This is a genomic window from Paraburkholderia caffeinilytica (assembly GCF_046030355.1).
GTDB classification, from domain to species: domain Bacteria; phylum Pseudomonadota; class Gammaproteobacteria; order Burkholderiales; family Burkholderiaceae; genus Paraburkholderia; species Paraburkholderia caffeinilytica_B.
In genome coordinates this window covers 416,264-436,278 of sequence record NZ_JAQQCQ010000005.1, presented here as the reverse complement: position 1 = coordinate 436,278, position 20,015 = coordinate 416,264, and the positions used below count along the sequence as shown (strand labels likewise).

Here is a 20,015-nt window from a genome sequence, read left to right as displayed (position 1 = left end):
TACGCACCTAAGTGGTTGACGCAAATCGATTTGTTACTTGTGGTGCGGGGAAACCTTCGTCCCCCACGGCACGCTAGAACTGCGCAGTCGCCTGCACGCCGACGGTCACACGCGAGGTCGGGAAGCCGCTGGGTTTATAGACCGGCATCCCGACGAACAGATCGTAGGAGATGCCGACAAAGCGGGAAGGCAAACCACCGCGGATTCCAATCACCGCGCCAGCCAGTTGTGTCCCGGCCAGAAACGCCGTGTTCGGTCCGAACACGCGGCCGTAGTCGATACCAGCGTACAGCGCCTGTCCGGCCTGGCCGATGGGCCATTGCAGTTCGTTGCGCCAGTAGAAGCCTTTCTCTGCCGCCAGCATCGTTTCACCATCGAAACCGCGCACCGTGTAACGGCTGCCGATGGTGAGATCGTCCAGATAGAACAGCGTGTCATTGGTGAACTGCGCGTGAACGGTCGTCACGTAGCGGAAGCCCTGCTGGGCGATGGCAAACGGCATCGACAGGTTCGCGTCCAGCACCGCCATGTGGTAGCGGTAGGTCGGGCCGTCGGCGTACGGGTCTGGCGTCGCGCCAAGGCCGCCGATGCCCTGGCGGTACGCAAGCGTGCCGTCGAACTGGGACGCGCCGAAGTAATGCCGGTCGGTCAGGCCCGCTTCGATGAATGTGTTGTTGCGCCGTTGCTGGGGGATGTCGGTGTCGTCAATGAAACTCTCTCCGAAGCGCTTCGATAGCTGGAGCTCTACGCCGAATACGTCGCTCTGGCTGCGGCTTAGTACGCGCGCGAGCCTGAGTGCGGCTGTCTGCGAGTTGCCACTGGACACGAATGTCTGGTTCACCCCTGCGATGTTCTGGTAATACGTGTTCGTGTTGCCGGACAGCGTGGCCGTCCAGTAGCCCCACGGGAGCGAGTACGAGCCATTGAAGCCGTGCGAGCCGAGCGACTTGTTGCCGAACGACAGGTCCTGATTTGCGCCGACTGTGAATATGTCGTTGAGCCCTAGCGGATTGTCAATGCCGAGGCTCACGTTGCCCTGCCACTTGCCGGTCGCGTCCGTGCCCGAGTTATCGACGGATGCGACGAAGCTCCACGGCTTCGAGCGCTTCACGGTTACCACGACATCGCTTTCGCCGGGTGTGTCGGTTGGCTCGATCTTCATGTCCACGTCCTGCGATGCGACGCGCTTCATCTGCTCCAGCCCCTGCTCCAGGTCGCGCAGGTTCAGCAGGTCGCTGTCGTTTACCGGGAATGCGGATTTCAGGGTGCCGCGTGTCTCGGAGTCGGCGAAGCGGAGCTGGTGGACGACGCCTGGCACGAGCGCAAAGGCCAGTGTGCCGCTGGACAGGCTCTGCTGCGGGACGAGCACGCGGGTGGTCACGTATCCACGGCTCAGGATCGCCTGCTGCAGTCCTTTAGTCAGTGTGTCAATGCCGGACTTGCCGATGCACTGGCCCTTGTAGTGGTCAAGCCATTCTCGCGCGAAGGTGAACGGGTCCAGTGAGAGGGTCGAGGCTCCCTTGGTGCGTATGGCATCGAGCAGCGTAGTGGGGACATCGAGCGCGAACTTGCCGATGCGGAAGCATGGTGTCTCGATCGGCAGCAGTGGATAGCCCTCGAATATCGGGAGGGTCGAACGCACGGCAGGTACCTGTACGGTTGCGTCACGCTGCTGGGCGTCGCGTTGTTGCTGGATTTGCTGGTTCTGCTCGGCGTTGGCGCGGGCGGCGGCGGCTTCATCGGCTGGCGTCGGCGCGTGCTGCGCGTTCGAGGCGAGCGATACCAGGGCTGTGAGCGGCAGCGCCGCCAGCCTCTTGCTGATTTTCATAGATTCAATTTGCCCCACTACTTCCGTGTGCGTGAACGCTCAACTCGATCGGCGAACGCCGCCCCAAAAAGACACAGCCCAATTCCCGGAGCCAAGATTGTCAGGTTCGGCTCTTGGATTCCGAATGTGCCAAACCCCAATACGACAATTGACATCAGCGCCACGGCAGGACGGGTCAGCCACTTGAATAGCGCGTGCGGCATAAACGGACGACCTATCAAGCAAGCACACACAACCAAAAAAGAGCGCCAAGCCAGCCCGGAAAGCCGCCGTCGAGGTGCCCACAAAGTAGACGAAGAAAAAAGCAAGCGCATGAGCGGCCGCAAGCTCGCCAAAATAAGCGGCTATATGGACGATCCGTGGTTCCATTGTTTGCGTCCAAGAATATCATTTATTGAGGACTACCCACTGCAACACGGATGCTGTCCAGCTCAATCTGATTTCCTGCAGTCAACTCATTTGAGCCATTTGCTGCCCAATCTGCTGTTCCGTGTATCTGCCACCACTCTTGGCAGCAAGTTGCTTGGCGACCGTTCTTTCCGGGTGCATCTGCCGGTTGAAACGGTCTGTAACCAGATTTAACATCAGAATTGGACCCGTAAATCCTTCAGAAGAGCAACATTTCCCCAAGTGAACGAGCAAGAACGAGAAACTTCGAAAGTGGTTATCTTGCCCTCCTTTTCCCGCTTTTCGCTCACAGGCGAACAACCTCCCGAAATTGTTACGGTCGGCGATCCCTGAGCAGAGAGAGGAAACTCGATCGCAGCATCTTCGGGAATGCGATGGGTGAGCGTTACGCTCTCAATATAGTCGTCCGGCAGCATGAAGATCGCCTCACCGTCCACCCACAATGTGTAATAGTCATGCTGCGATGGCGCTTCGGTTACACATAGCTTGGCTGTGTGGCCATCATTAGATTGAGACTGGCATCGAGGCTCTGCCGCATAGACAAAACCTGTTGCTCCAAAAAATAACAACAGCGTGTTCAACATCATAATTTTTACAATTGAATTTCTCATCTTCCCTTTCCTTCAACTTGGAACCAACTTAGTCTGCCCGAGCGCTGCTATCGTTAAGCCAGTCGTTCTGTAGCCGCTGCCAATCGTCACGCCACCGCCAGTTCCGCCCGAATGCACGTGTTAGTCCGACGAGTTCTGGATATCAAAGAACGTCAGCGTGTCCCGTCAAAAGCATGTTCTTCGACTCATCCGCGTCACTCGAGATCAGTCGCCTTGAACAACAGGCGCAGAGTTAGAGCATTTAGGTGCGACCTTCATCAACACCGGTTCGTCCATACCGTGCCCATCAATATGACGCACAGCTATCCAGCAGCTGCGCCGCGCACCATCCATGAAAACGTCGTAGTCCTGTCCGGCTGTCGGAGTGAACATAACGGCTGGTGGCCTGCACGACGAATAGACATTCCCGGCACTGCCGCTTGCTGACATAAGTACGGTCAACGGTTTTTCTGCGGGCACGATGTATTCGCGAATAAGGTCTTTAAATTTCAAACTTTCTACTCTCATATAGTCCCGCGGACTGGGAGGCATGCCAACCGTTTCGCTTTTAGAGGAATATTTCCAAGCTGCCCAGAAGCCGTCGTTGACCTTCACGATTTGGTCGTCCGTCTCTAGCAGACCCTTATAACATCCTTGCGCTGGTCGGAATGCAGCGCCGCCGCTTGCGTTTGTTGAAAGAACTCGAATGCGCGCGGATACGGCCGGGTCATACTCGGGATGGCTAGCACTCACATAATGCGTTGGCTGCGGAAGGATGGTGCAACCAGTCAGAGACGCCGTTACAAAAATAACAGACAGCGCGATTCTAGATAGCATGAAGATTATTCCTCGGGATATGTTGTTAATTGGTGAAATCGACGAACGAGCTACATGCGGACAGCGGCAAAACGACACCCTTGGCCAGTGCCCACTACTGCCCGCTGGCGGCATATCATGCGCCTGACCGAGAAACGCGCTGGCGGACTGGTTCCATGCACCCGCCGAACCATTCTGCACCTGCCGGTCCGCCTGCGCAGTCAGCTCGTTATTCGCCTGGCCAACAGTAATACCTTGCTGCTTTACAAAGGCAGCTGCATTGTCCTTGATCCACTTCTGCTGGTCAGGATGTAACTGGCGGTTGTAACGAACACCACACCCCGACACGCCCGCCGTTGGAGAAACACGTTTTAACTAAAGAAGAAGGCTTTGATCAATAAGCCGCCAATAAACGTGCAAGCAGCAGCCAAGCAAACCCAATAGCAGATCTTCTGCGTCTTTGACATCTTTGCCCATTGCTCCGGATTAGGGCCACCGCCCACCGCCATACATCCTCCTATTGTGTTTTCCCGGTCACTTGCCTGGTATGTCCCCACGGGCTTATCCCGAAGGAAACGGAACCGGGTTGGCCTACACCGAACTCAATCGCCGTGGCTCCGTCGTACGCGTGAGTAACCGCTCCAATCGCGTTAAAGCCAAAGGGCGTCGGAATGGAAACGAATCCTTGTATTCCATCACCAGCCAAGAAGTCTCGCGTCCCCTGAGCACTGTTTTTGCCAATGATGTATCCAACGGTTCCGCTTATACCTGGTGTAAATGCGATCGATGATGGATTGGCCATCACAACGCTACCTCCAACATAGAGCGAATGATCGTAAAGATTAACGGCGCCCGTTACGTTTCCAGATAATGAACCAACATTTACGGTCGCATAGTCGCCAGCCACTCCCCGGCCAGCCGTACTAAATCCGGCCGAATAATCCCCTGTGTTAAACGTCGGCGAGAACGGCCCATATGGATCGATCTTTGGCGCCGCCGTTTGAGCGGTTGACGTTCCCCAACTGTACGGCGAGCTCGCACCGCCCGTGTTTTGGGTAATCAGATCCTGCACAGTCTTCGACGGCATTGCCAGCATTGACGGATCCTGCACCAGATAATTCCCGGTGCTGTCCGTCACCAGCTTCATCCCGGCCGTGTCATAAACCGCACCCGCAGGCGTACTCGCGTTCAGCGGCACAAAGACGCCCGTCGCAGCGATTTCACCGTACTGGCTGTTGTTCGCCCCACGCATGGCGTTTTCGATCTGTGCCGCTGTGATCGGCGAACCATCAGGGTTCGTCAGCCCTTGATCCTTTGCCGCCGCGGCAATCTGCTGCGCCTTCGTTTTTTCGGGCTGATGCAGTTGTCTGTTGAACCGGTCAACGTTGTAGCCCGAGAACGCGCCCGCGTCGCCGCCGATCGCACCGCCCGCGCCTGTAGCAATGGCATTCGCCACGATGTTGCCGAGGGCTTCATTCATCGAGGCGTTGCCGGTTGGGTTCGAACCGGCAATCGTGCCACTCAGTTCGTTGAGTTTGCCCGCTGCAATCGACGCGATACCTGCGCCCGCTGCGCCGCCGATTGCGTTGCCGCCTGCGAGTCCGGTCACAAGTGCGGCGCCTGCCGCCTGCATTTCGGCGCGCGCTACGCCGCCTTCCTTCCATGCCTCCATACCGGCCTGATCGCCGTTGTTCTTCGCCTCGTCGTATTTCGACTGTGCAAAGTCACCGATGCGCCGCGAGACGGCTTCGCCGGCCGCGCCCGCTGCGGCCATCATGTCCCCCTGACGATCAAGCAGGTTGTTCACGTCCGGCAGTTTCGCAACCGTGCCGTTCGTGTTCGACGTGTCACGGTTCAGGCTCGCGATGTCCTGCGTCTGGTGGTCCGCATTGGTCACACTAATGGTACCCGCACTGACGCCGCTTTTCGTCGTCGCGCGATCGCTGCCGCTATCGTTCTGACTCAACATTGGCGCGACGCCGCCCGCATTCTTGCCTGACGTTGCGCCGGTCGTGCTGTAATTGGCACCGCCGTCTCCGGTCGTGACGCCTCCGCTGATACCGCCCGTATGCGCGTTGTAGCTCGACGAATTCTGGATGTCGCTATAGGTCAGCGTGCCTGTCGAAAGCGTGTTCTTCGACGCGTCCGCATCGCTCGCAATCACTGCGCCGTGCAGATCTGTGTTCCCCTTCACTCTGATGTTGAAACCGCCGTCGCCCGCCTGGATGCCAGCCTGTTCGTTCACGCCCGCATAACTACCGTTCGCATTCGCATTCGTGTGGCTGAAACTCGCGCTGCCGCCGCCCTGACTGACGGCGAATCCACCGCCCGTACTTTCCTGATGCGCGGCCGTCGTCATGGTGTCCTGCACACTCGCGATGTTCAGGTTGCCGCCAATGTCGGCGTTCACCTGATTGCCGCTCACGTTCGCGCCGATGATGTTTGTATCGCCGCCCGAGATAATCGTCGCGGTGTTCGCTGCCGTCACATGTGTATTGTTCTGGATGGCGGTGTCGCCGTTACTGTTGCCGTGCGCCTTCGACATCGACGCATCCACACCGAAACCGCTCGTACCATACGAGATTCCGACGCTCGCGCTGCTCGACTGGTTCGTGCTGCGCGTCGAATCAGTGTCGGTCGTGTTGACGAGATTGACCTGGTTCTTCGCCGCGAGAATCACGTCACTGGCGTTCACGTTCGAACCGGCAATCGTCACGTTGCCGCTGCCGCCCGTGCTGCTGCCCGAAGCACCGTTGCCGGTCGCGACGAATGCAGCCGTGCCACCCGCTGTCACATTGGAACCCCTGTTCGTGGCTGAGCCTTCGGAATAGGTGTTCTCGCTGTGGCTACTGCCGTAACTAAGTTCTATCTTGGCTTCGGGTTGTGCGCCGTTTGCGAGCGCGCCAGCAGCAGCGCCGCCCGCGCCAAGCGCATCGACTGCGCTGCTCGCCGCCGCCATGCCGTGCAATGCCGCCGCGCGGTCATCCTGGCTATGGCTCGCCGCGTGCGCCTGGTCAACCGCGTTGGAAATGGCGTCGATGACAGGCGCCTTGATCGCGAGGGTAAAGCCGCTCTGTTTGACTTCATGCTTCTCGTCGTGGTGCATCGTATCGACGGCGGAGTCAATCCTGACATTCGCGCCGGTGCCCGTCACGTTCTGTGCCGCCACCAGATCACTGCCCGTGACATGCAGGTCCTTGCCTGCAGTGACATTCAGACTGCCATCAAGCGAGCCGACCGTGCTACCCGTGTTCGTCACCTGTGTGGTACTGGCCGTGTCGGTCTGCGTCTTGCTGCCCACCGAAATACCGATCCCGCCGCCCGTGCCAAAGCCGGACTCGTGCTTCTGGTAGTAGCTCGACGTGCTCTGCGTGTCCTGCGAGGTCATGATATTCACATTGCCTGCCGCCGCCAGATTCACGTCGTTCGTGCCTGCGATGGTCGAACCCTTCACGCTCAGGTCCTTGCCTGCGCTGACGGTAACCGTATCGCCGGACACCGTACTGCCCACACCGATGTTCGCCTGCGCGCTCTGCATCGTGTCGGTGGTCGAGCCATGCACGAAGCTTCCGCGCTTCGATTGGGTAGCCGAGTACGAATCGTGTTCCTCGCGGCCTTCGTTGATGTCCACGTTGCCGGTAGCCGCAATCGTCGCCGCACCGCTACCCGCTGCCAGCGACGAACCCGTGAGCGTGACGTTACCTTTGCCTGGATCGGCGCTCAGGGCCGCAAGCGTCGCATTACCGCCAGCGCTGATGGTCGTCCCGACTGTCTGCTCGTCGTAGCTACGGTCCGCCTGCTTGCGTGTCTTGTCGTCGGTGGCGACGTTGTTGTAGGTCGCGGTGTTAGTGACCGTCGTTGCCGTCAGGTTACCGCCCGCGATCACGGCCATATCGCCACCCGCGCTAACCGTCGCCCCCTTGAGCGTCGTATCGTTGCCGCTCTGCATCGCGAGACTGCCGCCCGCTGTGATTGCGCCAGTCTGGTTCATCGTACTGGATGCTTCCCAGTGATGGTCCGCATTCTTCGTCACCGACTGCTGCGTGTCCGACTGCACGGTATCCACCGTGATGTCGTGCCCCGCGGCGATCTGTGTGTTACCGCCCGCCGCAATGCTCGCACCGTGAACCGCCACGTCATTGCCCGCCACGACAAGAAGATCACCCGTCGATACAATCGTACCCTGCGCGCCAAGCAAACTCTGGCTGACCTTGCTGTTCCCCGCAACCGAGCTCATACCCACCGTATCCAGCAGCGTCGTGTTGACGATGTCATGGCCCGCGAGCACGGCAACCCGGTTGCCGGTGATGCGTCCCGACGCGTTCACCACATCATTGGTCGCTGAAACCACGGTGGTGCCGTTGTCCGTGCTGCTGCCAATCGAACCGCCCCGGTTCAGGATATTCGTCGCGCCGACTACAGTCTGCGCACCACCCCTGATGACGCCCGAGTTGGTCACGCTGCCCGTGGCATGAATCTCCACATCATCAGCGGCAATCAGCGCACCGGTCGGCTGCAGGTCGCTCGCGTGGGCGTGGGCCAGATAAACGACCGGGGCCAGCACCTGCTGCGTGCTGCCATCCGGTAGCGTGACGGTTTGGCTGACCAGCCACACGATATCGCTGGTGAGCGCATCCATCTGCGCAGCGCTCAGCGCCAGGCCCGGTTCAAGGCTGAATTCCTTCGCAACGTTCACGCCATTGTTCATCAGCGCGCGGTACTCATCCTCGTTGCTGGTGTAGCCCTGCAGATAGACGCGCCCGGTCAGTTGCGTGATCTGGTTGCGCACCATCTGTTCTTCGTATACCCCGTCGCCGAGGCGCTTGATGATCTTCGACGGATCGAGGCCGAGTGCTCCCAGCATGTAGTCGCTGGAAATGAAACTCGTGTAGCTGGTCAGTCGCGGATCGGTGACAACCAGATACGACGCACCAGGCGCTGTGTTGAAGGTGTACAGACCGCTCGAAGGTAACGTGATGTTGAGCACGCCACCAGGTCCGGCGATGGACTGCGGCGCTTTGATGGTCTGTATCTGGCCAGTTGCCAGATTGACCGTCTGCGCCCCCCTACCGGTGATGCCGCCCACCGTACCATTCGCCCCGAGCGTGCCACCCGTCGCGCCAGTCGCAGAGTTTGCCGCCGCCACATTATTGTTGTTGATATCGGTCGCGTTAATCTGCACCGCGTTGTTGGCGATGATCGTGCCGCCCGTGCCACCAATGGCGACCGGCGACAGGACAATCGACGGCTCGACCACGGTGCCGACATCGCGTGAAATATTTTCGTTCCACGCGTAGGTCGAAACGATGTCCTGCTTCTGGTACTGGTAGAGCGTCTGGCCGATGTTGTTGAGGAGCGTGCCGCCATAGTTGCCGCTCGCTACATCGCCGGTCGCGTCGGCGCTGCCGATCTGGATCGAGCCGCCCGCGCCAATGGCGCTATATTCATTGTTCAGCGCGCCAACGTTGGCGAGCACCATGTTGCCGCCCGCCATGAGTTGCGCCTGCTGCGCCTGCGGGCCGGTTACCTGGTCCTGCTGCGTGGTAGTCGTCGTGTCGCGTGCTATCTCGACGCGCTGGTAACCCTTATGGGCATCGTTGCGCGATGCATATTCGGTTGCAGGGTCGTAGTTGACGTTCGGATCGTAGCCGTCCCAGTAGCTGACCGAGATCGTGCCGTCGGTGTTGGTCGTCAGCGTGTTGTACCAGATCGTCTGCGGCTGGCCGTTGACGTTCACCACCAGCACTTTGTCGGCCGCATTCGGGCCGGACTTCTGCGACACAACATCTGCAACGGAGAAGGTCGTGTTGAGCGGCGCAAGATAGCCGTTGTTCCACATGTCCTGCGTGCAGTAGCCCTTGTCGCTGCCCGCCGTCGTGCAGGCCATATATGCGTCACGCTTGGTCTGGTGGACCGTATCGACATCGGTCGTCACCGTCTCGACGGTAGGTGCAGGACGCGTGTTGGTCAGCGTCTGCGTGGCGACCTCGATGTTGCCCTGCGCCTCGATGGTGGACTGGTCGTTGGTGACGGAGTGGCTGCGGTTGGTGAGCAGGCCGTTCGCATCGCGCGTGTCGTCGGCTGCGATGTTGATGTCACCCAGGCTGAAAATGTTCGCGCCGCCCGTGTTCGAAATGTTGCCGGGCGAATACAGATTCAGTTGTGAAGCAGCAGCCATTACAGCAGCCGCGCCCGTGTTCGCAATGGAACCGGCATTCAGCGTCACCATGTTACCGATGATCGTTGCGGTATTAATCAGCGACGCACTGTGCATCGTCACCGAGTCGCCTTCGATGCGTCCCTCGTTGCTGATGGCATTCGCGGCATTGACCGTTGTGCTGGTCGAATTGATATCCGCGCCCGCCTGGTTATCGACGTTCGCGGCGTTCACCGTCAATGCGTTCACCGCGCCGAGCGTGCCCTGATTCGTGAAGGTGCCCGCTGTCGTGAAGGTCAGATCGTGGTTTGCCTGAATGTGATTGGCGCCAGTGAGCGTGTAATCGCTATTGACCGTCACTGCGCCGTCGTTCCCCGCAATAATCCTGCCGTCCCCCGTAAGCTGGTTCGTCGTAACGCTCAGATTCTGGTCGCTGCCAATCGCGCCGTTCTGGTTCGCCAGCGTACCGACGGTGACGGACACCGAGCCGCCGCTGCCCGTGCGCCCCGAAGGAAATCCCCCAAGCGGATCGTTGCCGATCCGGCCCGACGTGTTGTCAAGCGAGGCCGCGTTCAGCGCAATCGCACCGTTCCCGTGGATCGACCCACCTGCATTGATGACGCCTGCATTCGGGCCGTTGAGCGTGACATTGTTTGCGCCTGACAGCGTTGCATTGGTATTGTCCGCAAGCCGGGCGATGTTCAGTGCAAGGTCATGGCCCGACACGAGCTGCGCGCCGTTCGTGTTCGACAATGTGCCTGCACTCACAGCCACGTCGCCATTCCCGCCAATGGTGCCTGCGCCCGCGACGCCGCCCGTATTGCTGTTCGTGACAATGGCTGCGCTAACCGTTGTCGCGCCTGATCCAGTGTTCGCGATACGTCCGTTCGTGTTGTCGAGGGATGCGCCCGTGACAGCCAGCGTGGCCGTTGGATTGTCTACCGTTGCATCCGCCTCGATCTGGCCGCCTGTGTTGTCGATTGTGCCGTGCGCAGACACTGAGACATTCCCGCTACCCTGAATCAGGCCAGCCCGGTTGTCGAGCATGCTGCCGGACTGCACAGTCGCGGCGCCGGCCGCTGTGACCGTACCGCCCGCGTTACCGATGCTGCCGCCCGAGAGCGACACGTCGCCGTTGCCGCCAATCAGGCCGTTGGCCATGTTCGTCACCGCGCCGCGGGCGGCGACCGTAGTCGCACCGGTGCCACCGTTCGCGATGGAGCCTCCGTCGTTGGCGACTGACTGCGCGGAAACCAACAGCGTGCCATCCGCCTGGATCGTGCCGCCTGCGTTGTCCAGCGCGCCCATGTCTGTCAGCGAGACAGTGTGCGCACCCACATAGCCGCCCACGCTGTTATCGAGCGAGGCGACATTGAGCGTTGCACCCGTCTGCGCGGCAATAGTGCCGCCGCGATTCGACGTCGCGCCCGCACGAACATCAAGCATCCCATTCGTCGCAATCGTGCCACCGTTGTTCGAGAGCGAGCCGGCATTAACCGACAGCGTACCGGTTCCGGAGCTGGCAATCGTGCCGTTGTCGTTGACGAGCGCGGCAGCGCCAACTGCCAGGCCGTCGCTGTTGGTCTGGAGCGTGCCACCCCGGTTGTCGAGCGTGCCGGTGACATCGACAGTCATCGCGCCCGTGCCGGTCTGCGTGATACTGCCGCCGTGGTTGACAAGGTTCGTCGCGTGCAGCGCGAGCTGGTCGGCACTGAGGTCGCCGTGGCTGTTGTCGAATGACCCGGCCGCGTGCATGTCCAGCGCTCCGCCTGCGGTGGCTGTTGCGCCCGACAGGCTCAGGTCGCCGCTGCGGGCGGTAAGCCCCAACGCTCGATTGGCCGATGTACTGCTTCCGGCAAGGTTGAGCGCTGCACCATTGAGCGCCGCATTGCCGCCCGCCGCATTACGCCCGGTCGCGCTCAGCGTGCCGCCCGCTGTCACCGACAGGTCACCGGACTGCGAAAGCGTGCCGTCGCCGTTCACGCCTGCGCCGAGTGTGCCCGTCGAGGCCACGCTACCCGCACTGACGTTCGTGTTCTGCTGCGCTGCCAGCACACCGCTATTCGTGAGCGCGCCGGATGTGTTCGCCGTGACATTCTGCCGTGCGTAAGTAGTCCCGCTGTTGTCGATACCGTCCCGCGCAGAGAGGCTGATAGTGCCGCTCGCATTGGTCTGTCCGGCAAGCGTCAGCAATCCATTGGTGCTCAGTACCAGGTCACCTGCCTGTGCCGCAAGAACCCCTTTATTTGAGACACCAACGCCATTCTCCGTGCCCACCAGGACGATCCTGTTCGCGTACATCCCGCCGAACTGGCTCACGTCGATGGAGACACCGGGCGCAGGACCATCACCCGCGATCGGCGTTGCACGGAGCGTGTCATGTTCGATGCTGTTCGCACCGGCCACGACATTCAGGTTCTTCGCATAAATTGCGGCGTTGGCCTGCACCGCACGCGACAACAGGTCAACCTGGTCGGTGTCACCTGCGTTCAGCCCCGCGCCCTGAATACTGATGGCGCCACCCGTCACGTTAAAACCCGAGAGCGAACCATCCGGCGCAAAGTTCGGCGCGCCCGTGGTCAGGATCACGCGCGACGTGTTGACGAAGCCACCCCCATTGACCGAAATACCCGATCCGTTCGCGATGACCACTTCGGCGCGCTGCCCCGCCACTTCCAGATGCCCGTTGATCTGGCTCGCGGCGCTGCTGCTGACCTGATTAACAATGACCCGCGCCGACTGACCGGGCGCGAAATTCGGATTGCCGTTAATCATGCCCGCCTGCTGCGTCTGCACGATCACCGGGGAGTTGTTCAGCACCGCACCTTTCTGCTGCACGTCGAAGCGCCCATAGGTGTTCATCGAAACACCCGCACCGGATGGCCGGTTGATGTTCACCTGATCGAGGCCGTTCTGTGTCTGGATGACGGACGGCGCGTGCGCACCACCCGGCACAATCTGCGCGCCCGACAACGACGGCAGCGCACCAAAGAGCGCGAGCGTAGCGAACGCAATCTGCCGCAACGAAAAAATCACACTCCGTGATTTTCTGCTGCTTACCGTGGCCTCTCCTGCCTGCTTGCCGGTTGCCGTGGCGATTTCCTCGACGGCGACAAGCATTCCTCTCAGTCGGCTGTACACCAGCCTGTATGTTTTCCCGTTCATTCTTCTGCTTCGTATTACGGACTATTAACTGGCCGTAAACTAGCGGAATTCAGGCTAATTATCTGTCGACAATTTGCAAAATTTTCAGTACGCCAACATCTCTATCAAATCGTACTTTTCCTACAGAACATCGCCGGGACATCGCACAGCCAGAGCTGGCAAAAAAAAGCCCGCAGCGAGGCGGGCGGAAGCAACCATGCGTTGCCGATGAAGCGAACACAGATTGTGGAGGGGCCGTCCCGGCTGAGGTGCCGGAACGCCGCAATCACTGTATGGGCGGCAAACGGGCGCCAGCGATAAGACCAATCCGAAAGAGCGCAGGTGGCCTATACAAACCTTTAGATACGCTTAGTTTCTTTCGGCACGCCAACCAGCAACGCCACACCGCTAACGAACAGCAACGCAGTCAAAAGATACAACGCATTGTCCATGCTGCCGGTGTGTGTCTTGATCAGACCGATCACCCATGGGCTGACAATCCCGCTCGTAATTCCGATGCTGCTGATCAACGCAATGCCGGCCGCCGCCGCAGTACCGGACAGATAGCCTGACGGCACGGTCCAGAAAATCGGCAACGCAGCGAAGATCAGCACGGCCGCAAGCGAGAGAATCGCGAGCATCGCGGGGAAGCTGCTCAAATGCAGCGTCAGCAGAGACAGCGCGATGCCGCCGCCGATCGTGCACACCGCAAAGTGCCGGCGTCGTTCGCCACGGCGATCCGAGTTGCGTGCAATCAGAATCAGCCCTACCGCGCCGATCGCATTCGGAATCACGGTGTACAGGCTAATGGCCAGCACATCGTGCACACCGAAGTCGCGAATCATTAGCGGCATCCAGAAGTTCAGCGTCAACGAGGCGCAGGTCAGCGAAAAATAGATGAACGCGAACAGATAGACCCGCGGATTGCGCAGCGCCTGCATGACAGAACGCGATGAATGCGCGTCCGATGAAACCCGGCGGTCTTCATCGCGCTGTGCGATCAGCTGCGCCTTCTCAGCGGCGTTGAGCCACGTTGCATGTTGCGGACCGTCGACCAGATAAAACGCGGCCAGCAGGCCGAGTACGATGGCCGGCGCACCTTCTATCACGAACATCCACTGCCAGCCGAACAGCCCCATCACGCCGCCCATATCGCGCATGATCCAGCCGGATACGAGTCCGCCAAGCACCCCCGCCACCGCAACGCCCGCGAAGAAAATCGACAGCACCGCTGCGCGCCGCCGCGCCGGATACCAGTAGGTCAGATACAACACAATGCCGGGAAAGAATCCCGCCTCGAATACCCCGAGCATGAAACGCAGCACGTAAAAGTGCATAGGTTTCGACACCAGCATCATGCCGACCGATGCAATGCCCCACAGCAGCATGATCCGCGTGAACGTGCGACGCGCGCCGAAGCGGGCCAGCAGCATATTGCTCGGCACTTCACACAACACGTAGCCGATATAGAAGACCGCTGCACCCAAACCGTACATAGCGTCGCTGAAGCCGAGGTCGTGCTTCATCTGCAATTGCGCGAAGCCGATATTAATGCGGTCGAGAAACGACACCACGTAACACAGGAATAGAAATGGAATGATCCGCTTCGAGACCTTGCGATATAACAGATCGTCGTGCGCAACAGCGGATGCGCCCAGCGCGGGGGCGAGGGATTGGCTCATCGGTTATCTCCAAACGTGAGGGTCCAGCGGACCCGCTAGGTCCGGCGTCTTGATGCGCCGCTTTTCGGTTTTCTACTGGAACAGCATGCGGCGGTATGGGTACGCCGCGCGCCGTGGTGGATTGCGCGTAGCTCGAATGGCCATGCGCGTGCAGCGTTTAATCGTTAATCGACGGCGGCATAACGCAGCGCATTGCATAAGCTGCCGTAAGGCGCGCAGATCAGCGCGTCGGGATGCGCGTTCAGGCGGCCAATGAATGCGTCTGCACACCTTGCGCCGAAACATCGGTCACACCTTCACGCGCGTGCCGCATCGCTTCGAGCAACGTCGCGTGATCGCCGATATGGTTGGCGAGCAACAGGATCAGTTGCGCGTTGGCTGACTGACTTTGCGCGTCGTCCAGATCGCGATGCATGTCGATCAGCGCCTCGTAGAAATCATCGGGGCGCGCGAGGTTGGGTTGCGTATTCAATGCCATAACTGTCTCCTGCTATTTTCTTTTGCCGATGTGCTGTGTGTGTTGGCCAAGCTGCGTGTGCCGCGTTTTCAGCCTGTGCCGCCTTCGCTGCAGTTGTCCCGCCCTCAGGCCGTGCCTTCCACGCACAACGCCCGCTTCAGCGCATCTTCCACAAAGCGCGCATCGAGTTGCCGACGACGCGCGCACACATGCTGATCCGGCCGGATCAAATAGAACGTGCCGGGTTTGCCGTCGTAACGCGCTGCGGCAAGACCGTCGACGTCGTGCACCACCGTCGCATCTGCAACTGCGTAAATTTGCACATTGCCATTCGTCACCACGACGAGCTTCAACGGAATCGGCCCGCTACGCAATGCATCCAGCGCAGCTTGCGTCGCCTGATCGATGCCTTGCGAGCCGCAGAACAATACGCCCGTGAATTGCTGACCGAGTTGCTGTAACAGCCACGCCGGTTGCCCGGCAACATGAACCGGCGCATCGACGCACGAGGCCCCCGGCACCATCAGACCTTCAAAGCTGTCGCTATCCGCAGTATTCAGCGGGGAATCACGCAACACCGCAGGCACCGACAAGCGGCCGCTATTCGTCAACTGCCGCGCAAACGGGTGATGACGCGCGAGCTTCAGCACGGCATCGCGGAACACACGGCTAACCGGGCTCTTCGGCGTGATGAAATCGGTCGAGCGAGTGGAATTGCGGATGTTTTCGTCAGCGGCGAATTCGCGTTCGCTTGCATACGTGTCGAGCAACGCGTCGGAGGCTTTGCCTTCCAGCACCATCGCCAGTTTCCAGGCGAGGTTCTCCGCGTCCTGCACGCCGCTATTCGCACCGCGTGCGCCGAACGGCGACACGCCATGCGCGGAGTCGCCCGCGAACAACACGTTGCCGTGCCGGAAACGGTCCATGCGCAAACACGAAAACGTATAGACGCTGACCCATTCCAGCTCAAACTTCGCATCCGGCCCGAGCAATGCGCGCACGCGTGGGATCACACGTTCCGGCGTTTTTTCCAGCACCGGATCGGCGTCCCAGCCCAACTGGAAATCGATCCGCCACACGTTATCCGGCTGACGATGCAACAGCACGGATTGATTCGGATGGAACGGCGGATCGAACCAGAACCAGCGCTCGGTTGGAAACTCCGCTTCCATCTTGACGTCGGCGATCAGAAAGCGGTCTTTGAACGTGACGCCCTTACTGTCAAGTCCCATCAGATTGCGCATCGGACTGCGCGAGCCGTCGGCGGCCACCACGTAGCGGCCGCGTAGCGGGTACTGACCGTTGGGCGTATCGATCGTCAGCGTCACACTGGCTTGATCCGTGCCGGGCGTGCCACCCTGCTGCACGCCGACCACTTTGCTCTTCCAGCGAATCTCGAGATTCGGCATCTCCTGCGCGCGTTCGAGCAGAAAGCCTTCGACGTAGTACTGCTGCAGGTTGATGAATGCGGGCCGGTTGTGGCCCGCTTCCGGTTGCAGATTGAACGTGTACACCAGCTCATCTTTCAGGAACACCTTGCCGACATTCCAGCTGATGCCCTTGTCCACCATGCGCTGCCCGCAGCCGAGCCGGTCGAAAATATCGAGCGAGCGCTTCGAGAAGCAGATCGCCCGCGAACCGGTCGACAACGAACAGTCGTCGTCCACCAGCACGACCGGCACGCCCTGCTGCGCGATATCGATCGCGGTAGCGAGGCCCACCGGCCCCGCGCCGACCACGATCACGGGATAGGCCGCCTGTTCCGCGCCGCCCTGTGCGGCTTGCTCCCGGCACGGCTGATAGTCGAATGACAGCGTCTGGTAGTTGATGCTCATCTTGTGTCTCCGTCCATCTCTACTCTGCTTTGCTTGATGCTTTCCCGCGTTTCCCTGCTGTTATCAGGCTTGCAATGCGTCCCACATTTCCTTGTCGCGTTGCGCGGTCCAGATGCGCGGATGCGTGATGCCGCTCGCTTCGTCAAAAGCACGCGAGACGTCGAACGGCAAGCAGTGCTCGTAGATGAACACGTGGCCGAATTTCGGGTCCATCGCCTTGCGCGTGTGCGCCATCGCGGCCTTCAGGTCGAGCTTCTGTTCGACGGCCTCGCGGCCTTGTTGCAGCAGCGTGGTGACGAAGTCTTTCGTGTAATCGAGACCCTTGTTGACGTCGTCCGGCGTGGTCAATGCGGGGCCGCGGCCCGGCACCAGCTTCTCGGCCTTCAACGCGCGCAGTGCTTCGAGCGTAGCGGGCCATTGTTCGAGTTGGGCGTCGCCGCAATAGCAGGCCGCGTCGTATTCGACCAGGTCGCCGGAGAACAGCACCTTCTGCGACGGCAGCCACACCACCGTATCGCCCTTCGTGTGACCCGCGCCCAGATGCGCGATGCGCACTTCGAGCTTGCCGAGGAACAGCGTCATTTCTTTTTCGAACACGAGCGTGGGCCACGTCAGGCCCGGCACCGTTTCGACACCGGCGAAGAGACGCGGAAAGCGTTCGATTTCCGACTTCATGTCCGCTTCGCCGCGCTCGACGATCATTTCGTACGTGCCGCGGCTCGCGATCACTTCCTGCGCGCCTTCTTCGAAATACGCCGACGCGCCGAGCACGCGCACGGCGTGGTAATGCGACAGCACGACGTATTTGATCGGTTTATCAGTGACGCTGTGAATCTTCGCGATGAGGTCTTGCGCCATGGCCGGCGTGGCGGTGGTGTCGACGATCAACACACCGTCGTCACCAATGATCACGCCCGAGTTCGGATCGCCTTCCGCCGTGTACGCGTAAGCGTTCTCGGACAGCTTGGTCCACGTGACTTTCTTGACTTCCAGATCGGCCTGGGATGCGAATGCCTTTGCCATGCTTGTCTCCCTCAAAAGTTGGACGTGAGGCGAGACGGCCGGCTGCGCGTTCAGATGCAGATGCGCGTGCTGGCGGTATTGGGGGTTGTCTCGCCCCGTTTTGACTCTGTGACTGCACCGGTATGTCGGGGTGAATGCATCTTATGGCCAGGCCAGTTTATTTGTCAATAGCGAAATGTATCGCTATACGCAAATCCAAGAGCGCCTAAGATAAGGACAGGAAGGCGCGGCTGGTGGGCGGAGCTTCGGCTAACATGGACCCTTTTTACGGACGAGCGCGGGTGTGAGCAAAGCAGCGAAATCGGCCACCGGCAAAGGCGCGGGCGGCAGCGAGTCGGCGGAAGGCGGCAAGACGCAGCGCGGGATTCAGAGCGTCGAAGTGGGCGGCCGCGTGTTGCTGGCGCTCGCGCAGGCACGCAGTCCGCTGGCTTTGTCCGATCTCGCCACCGCCGCGCAGATCGCGCCGGGGCAGGCGCATGCTTATCTGGTGAGCCTGAGCCGCTTAGGTCTGATCAAACGTGACGAGTTGTCGGGCCGTTATGAACCCGGTCCGCTGTCGTTGCGGCTGGGTTTGATGCATCTGGAGACCCAGCCGGCGTTTCGCGCCGCCGTACCGCGCGTCGCGGCGCTGGCAGAAGCGATCGGGTTCAGCGTCGCGATCTGTATTGCCGGGCCGCAGGGGCCGACCATCGTCCGCTATGAACATGCGGGCTTTCCGTTGCATGTGAATCTGCATGTGGGCACGGTAATGTCGCTGCCGGCTACGTCGACGGGTCGCGTGTTTTGCGCTTATCTGGCGCGCGAGGTATTGGCGGGGATGTGGGCGAATCAGTCGGGTGCTGCGGGCAGCGCGATGACGCCGCCTGATGAACGTGCCGCGTTCGAAGCCGCTTTGGATGCGATCCGCGCACGCAGGCTGGAATGCAGCGTCGATGCGCCGAGCCCGGGCATCAGCAGTTTGAGCGCGCCGGTGCTCGATGCGGACGGCCGCTTGTGCCTCGCGCTGACCGTGATCGGCTCGACGGGCGCGATCGACGTCGCCGCCGATGGTCCGACGGCGCGCGCCCTGCTTGCCGCGGTTCACGACATTGGCGCCGAGCTTGCAGCGGCGCCTTCCTTGTTAGCTTCTTCCGCATCGTGACCGACTCTCTCGACCCTTCTTACGCTGCGTCCGGCGCTGCCGGCAATTCCGCCGCTTCTGCCGATGCGAAACCCCAGCGCGGTATCCAGTCGCTCGATAGCACGGGCGAGTTGCTCGGCGCGCTGGTTGCGGCTGCGCGGCCGTTGAGCCTGCGCGATCTTGCAGCCGCCGCGGGCATGCCACCGGCCAAAGCGTTTCCGCATCTGGTGAGTCTGCTCAAGATCGGTTTGCTGAACCGCGACGCCGCCGGCTGCTTCGAAGCCGGGCCTTTAGCGCTCGAACTCGGGTTGATCGGCTTGCAGCGTTTATCGCCGACGCGGGAGGCTGAGCCGGAAGTGGTCGAGCTGGCTGCGTCGACGGGCATGAGCGTCGCGATGGCGGTGCTCGGCCCGCTCGGGCCGACCGTCGTGCGGCTGGAGGAATCGGCGCGGCCGCTGCATGTGAGCTTGCGGGTCGGCACGGTGATGTCGCTGGTGAATACGGCGATCGGGCGGGTGTTTGCTGCGTATGTCGCGGACGACGTGCGTCATGGCCTGCTCGCGCAGGATCATTTGCGGTTGGCAGGGGCTGGCGCGGAGGAGACGAAGGCTTACGCACAACGGCTCGCGCAAATCCGCGCGGACGGTATCGATACTGCGTTGAGCCGGCCGGTGCCAGGCATCAACACCTTGGCCGCGCCGGTGCTGGACCATACCGGCAGCATCTGTCTGGTGCTCGCGCTGATGGGACCGAGCGGCAGCTTCGACAGCGAGCTTGCGGGCGGCCCCGCGCAGACTTTGCGCGCGGCGACGCTAAGGTTGTCGCGGCGGTTTGGGTGGATGGCGACGGCGGACGAGACTTGAAAAAGCGGCCTTAACAAGGGTTAAGTAATCGTTTTTCCAGAAAAATGGCACTTTGTAATCGTTTTACACGCCCAGTAATCGAAATACCGTGC

General features: G+C 60.6%; 11 protein-coding genes. 3 read left to right on the top strand and 8 right to left on the bottom strand.

Going from position 1 to position 20,015, the window contains the following annotated elements; all coding sequences use genetic code 11:
- Window positions 1–73: 73 nt before the first annotated feature.
- Window positions 74–1,828, bottom strand: coding sequence for a ShlB/FhaC/HecB family hemolysin secretion/activation protein (locus PQQ95_RS11105; RefSeq protein WP_408437423.1), 1,755 nt, complete (start codon window positions 1,826–1,828; stop codon window positions 74–76).
- A gap of 126 nt (window positions 1,829–1,954) precedes the next feature.
- Between PQQ95_RS11105 and PQQ95_RS11100 the strand changes: the two genes are divergently transcribed.
- Entirely contained in the window at window positions 1,955–2,410 is a 456-nt protein-coding gene (locus PQQ95_RS11100) for a hypothetical protein (protein ID WP_408437422.1), read from the top strand.
- Between the two features lie 2 nt (window positions 2,411–2,412).
- On the opposite strand, the gene PQQ95_RS11095 is transcribed toward PQQ95_RS11100, so the two are convergent.
- The 7 genes from PQQ95_RS11095 to PQQ95_RS11065 all read right to left on the bottom strand — a co-directional run bounded on the left by PQQ95_RS11095 (window position 2,413) and on the right by PQQ95_RS11065 (window position 17,940).
- The gene (locus PQQ95_RS11095) at window positions 2,413–2,847 is read right to left on the bottom strand and encodes a hypothetical protein (RefSeq protein ID WP_408437421.1); all 435 of its coding nucleotides are present in this window, start codon (window positions 2,845–2,847) and stop codon (window positions 2,413–2,415) included.
- Between the two features lie 204 nt (window positions 2,848–3,051).
- Window positions 3,052–3,990 (bottom strand): hypothetical protein, encoded by a 939-nt coding sequence (locus tag PQQ95_RS11090; RefSeq protein WP_408437420.1) that lies wholly within the window; start codon window positions 3,988–3,990, stop codon window positions 3,052–3,054.
- A gap of 169 nt (window positions 3,991–4,159) precedes the next feature.
- On the bottom strand, window positions 4,160–12,964 hold the full coding sequence (locus PQQ95_RS11085) for a hemagglutinin repeat-containing protein (RefSeq protein WP_408437419.1): 8,805 nt from the start codon (window positions 12,962–12,964) through the stop codon (window positions 4,160–4,162).
- Window positions 12,965–13,302: 338 nt separating this feature from the next.
- A complete protein-coding gene (locus PQQ95_RS11080) occupies window positions 13,303–14,625 on the bottom strand; it encodes an MFS transporter (protein WP_408437418.1) in 1,323 nt (440 codons plus the stop codon).
- A 241-nt stretch (window positions 14,626–14,866) separates the two neighbouring features.
- Complete coding sequence (locus PQQ95_RS11075) at window positions 14,867–15,103, bottom strand: DUF2783 domain-containing protein (protein ID WP_408437417.1); 237 nt, start codon at window positions 15,101–15,103, stop codon at window positions 14,867–14,869.
- 104 nt (window positions 15,104–15,207) lie between these two features.
- Entirely contained in the window at window positions 15,208–16,917 is a 1,710-nt protein-coding gene (locus PQQ95_RS11070; protein WP_408437416.1) for an FAD-dependent oxidoreductase, read from the bottom strand.
- A gap of 63 nt (window positions 16,918–16,980) precedes the next feature.
- On the bottom strand, window positions 16,981–17,940 hold the full coding sequence (locus PQQ95_RS11065; RefSeq protein WP_408437415.1) for an MBL fold metallo-hydrolase: 960 nt from the start codon (window positions 17,938–17,940) through the stop codon (window positions 16,981–16,983).
- A 283-nt stretch (window positions 17,941–18,223) separates the two neighbouring features.
- Between PQQ95_RS11065 and PQQ95_RS11060 the strand changes: the two genes are divergently transcribed.
- Window positions 18,224–19,081, top strand: a complete 858-nt coding sequence (locus tag PQQ95_RS11060) for an IclR family transcriptional regulator (protein ID WP_408437414.1) — start codon at window positions 18,224–18,226, stop codon at window positions 19,079–19,081.
- Complete coding sequence (locus PQQ95_RS11055) at window positions 19,078–19,923, top strand: IclR family transcriptional regulator (protein WP_408437413.1); 846 nt, start codon at window positions 19,078–19,080, stop codon at window positions 19,921–19,923. The genes PQQ95_RS11060 and PQQ95_RS11055 overlap by 4 nt, the downstream gene beginning before the upstream one ends.
- Window positions 19,924–20,015 lie beyond the last annotated feature (92 nt).

Excerpts from the sequence above, each read along its gene's own strand:
- PQQ95_RS11080 (WP_408437418.1), bottom strand. The coding sequence starts at position 14,625 with ATGAGCCAATCCCTCGCCCCCGCGCTGGGCGCATCCGCTGTTGCGCAC.
- PQQ95_RS11095 (WP_408437421.1), bottom strand. The coding sequence starts at position 2,847 with ATGAGAAATTCAATTGTAAAAATTATGATGTTGAACACGCTGTTGTTA.
- PQQ95_RS11070 (WP_408437416.1), bottom strand. The coding sequence starts at position 16,917 with ATGAGCATCAACTACCAGACGCTGTCATTCGACTATCAGCCGTGCCGG.
- PQQ95_RS11075 (WP_408437417.1), bottom strand. The coding sequence starts at position 15,103 with ATGGCATTGAATACGCAACCCAACCTCGCGCGCCCCGATGATTTCTAC.
- PQQ95_RS11065 (WP_408437415.1), bottom strand. The coding sequence starts at position 17,940 with ATGGCAAAGGCATTCGCATCCCAGGCCGATCTGGAAGTCAAGAAAGTC.
- PQQ95_RS11105 (WP_408437423.1), bottom strand. The coding sequence starts at position 1,828 with ATGAAAATCAGCAAGAGGCTGGCGGCGCTGCCGCTCACAGCCCTGGTA.
- PQQ95_RS11085 (WP_408437419.1), bottom strand. The coding sequence starts at position 12,964 with ATGAACGGGAAAACATACAGGCTGGTGTACAGCCGACTGAGAGGAATG.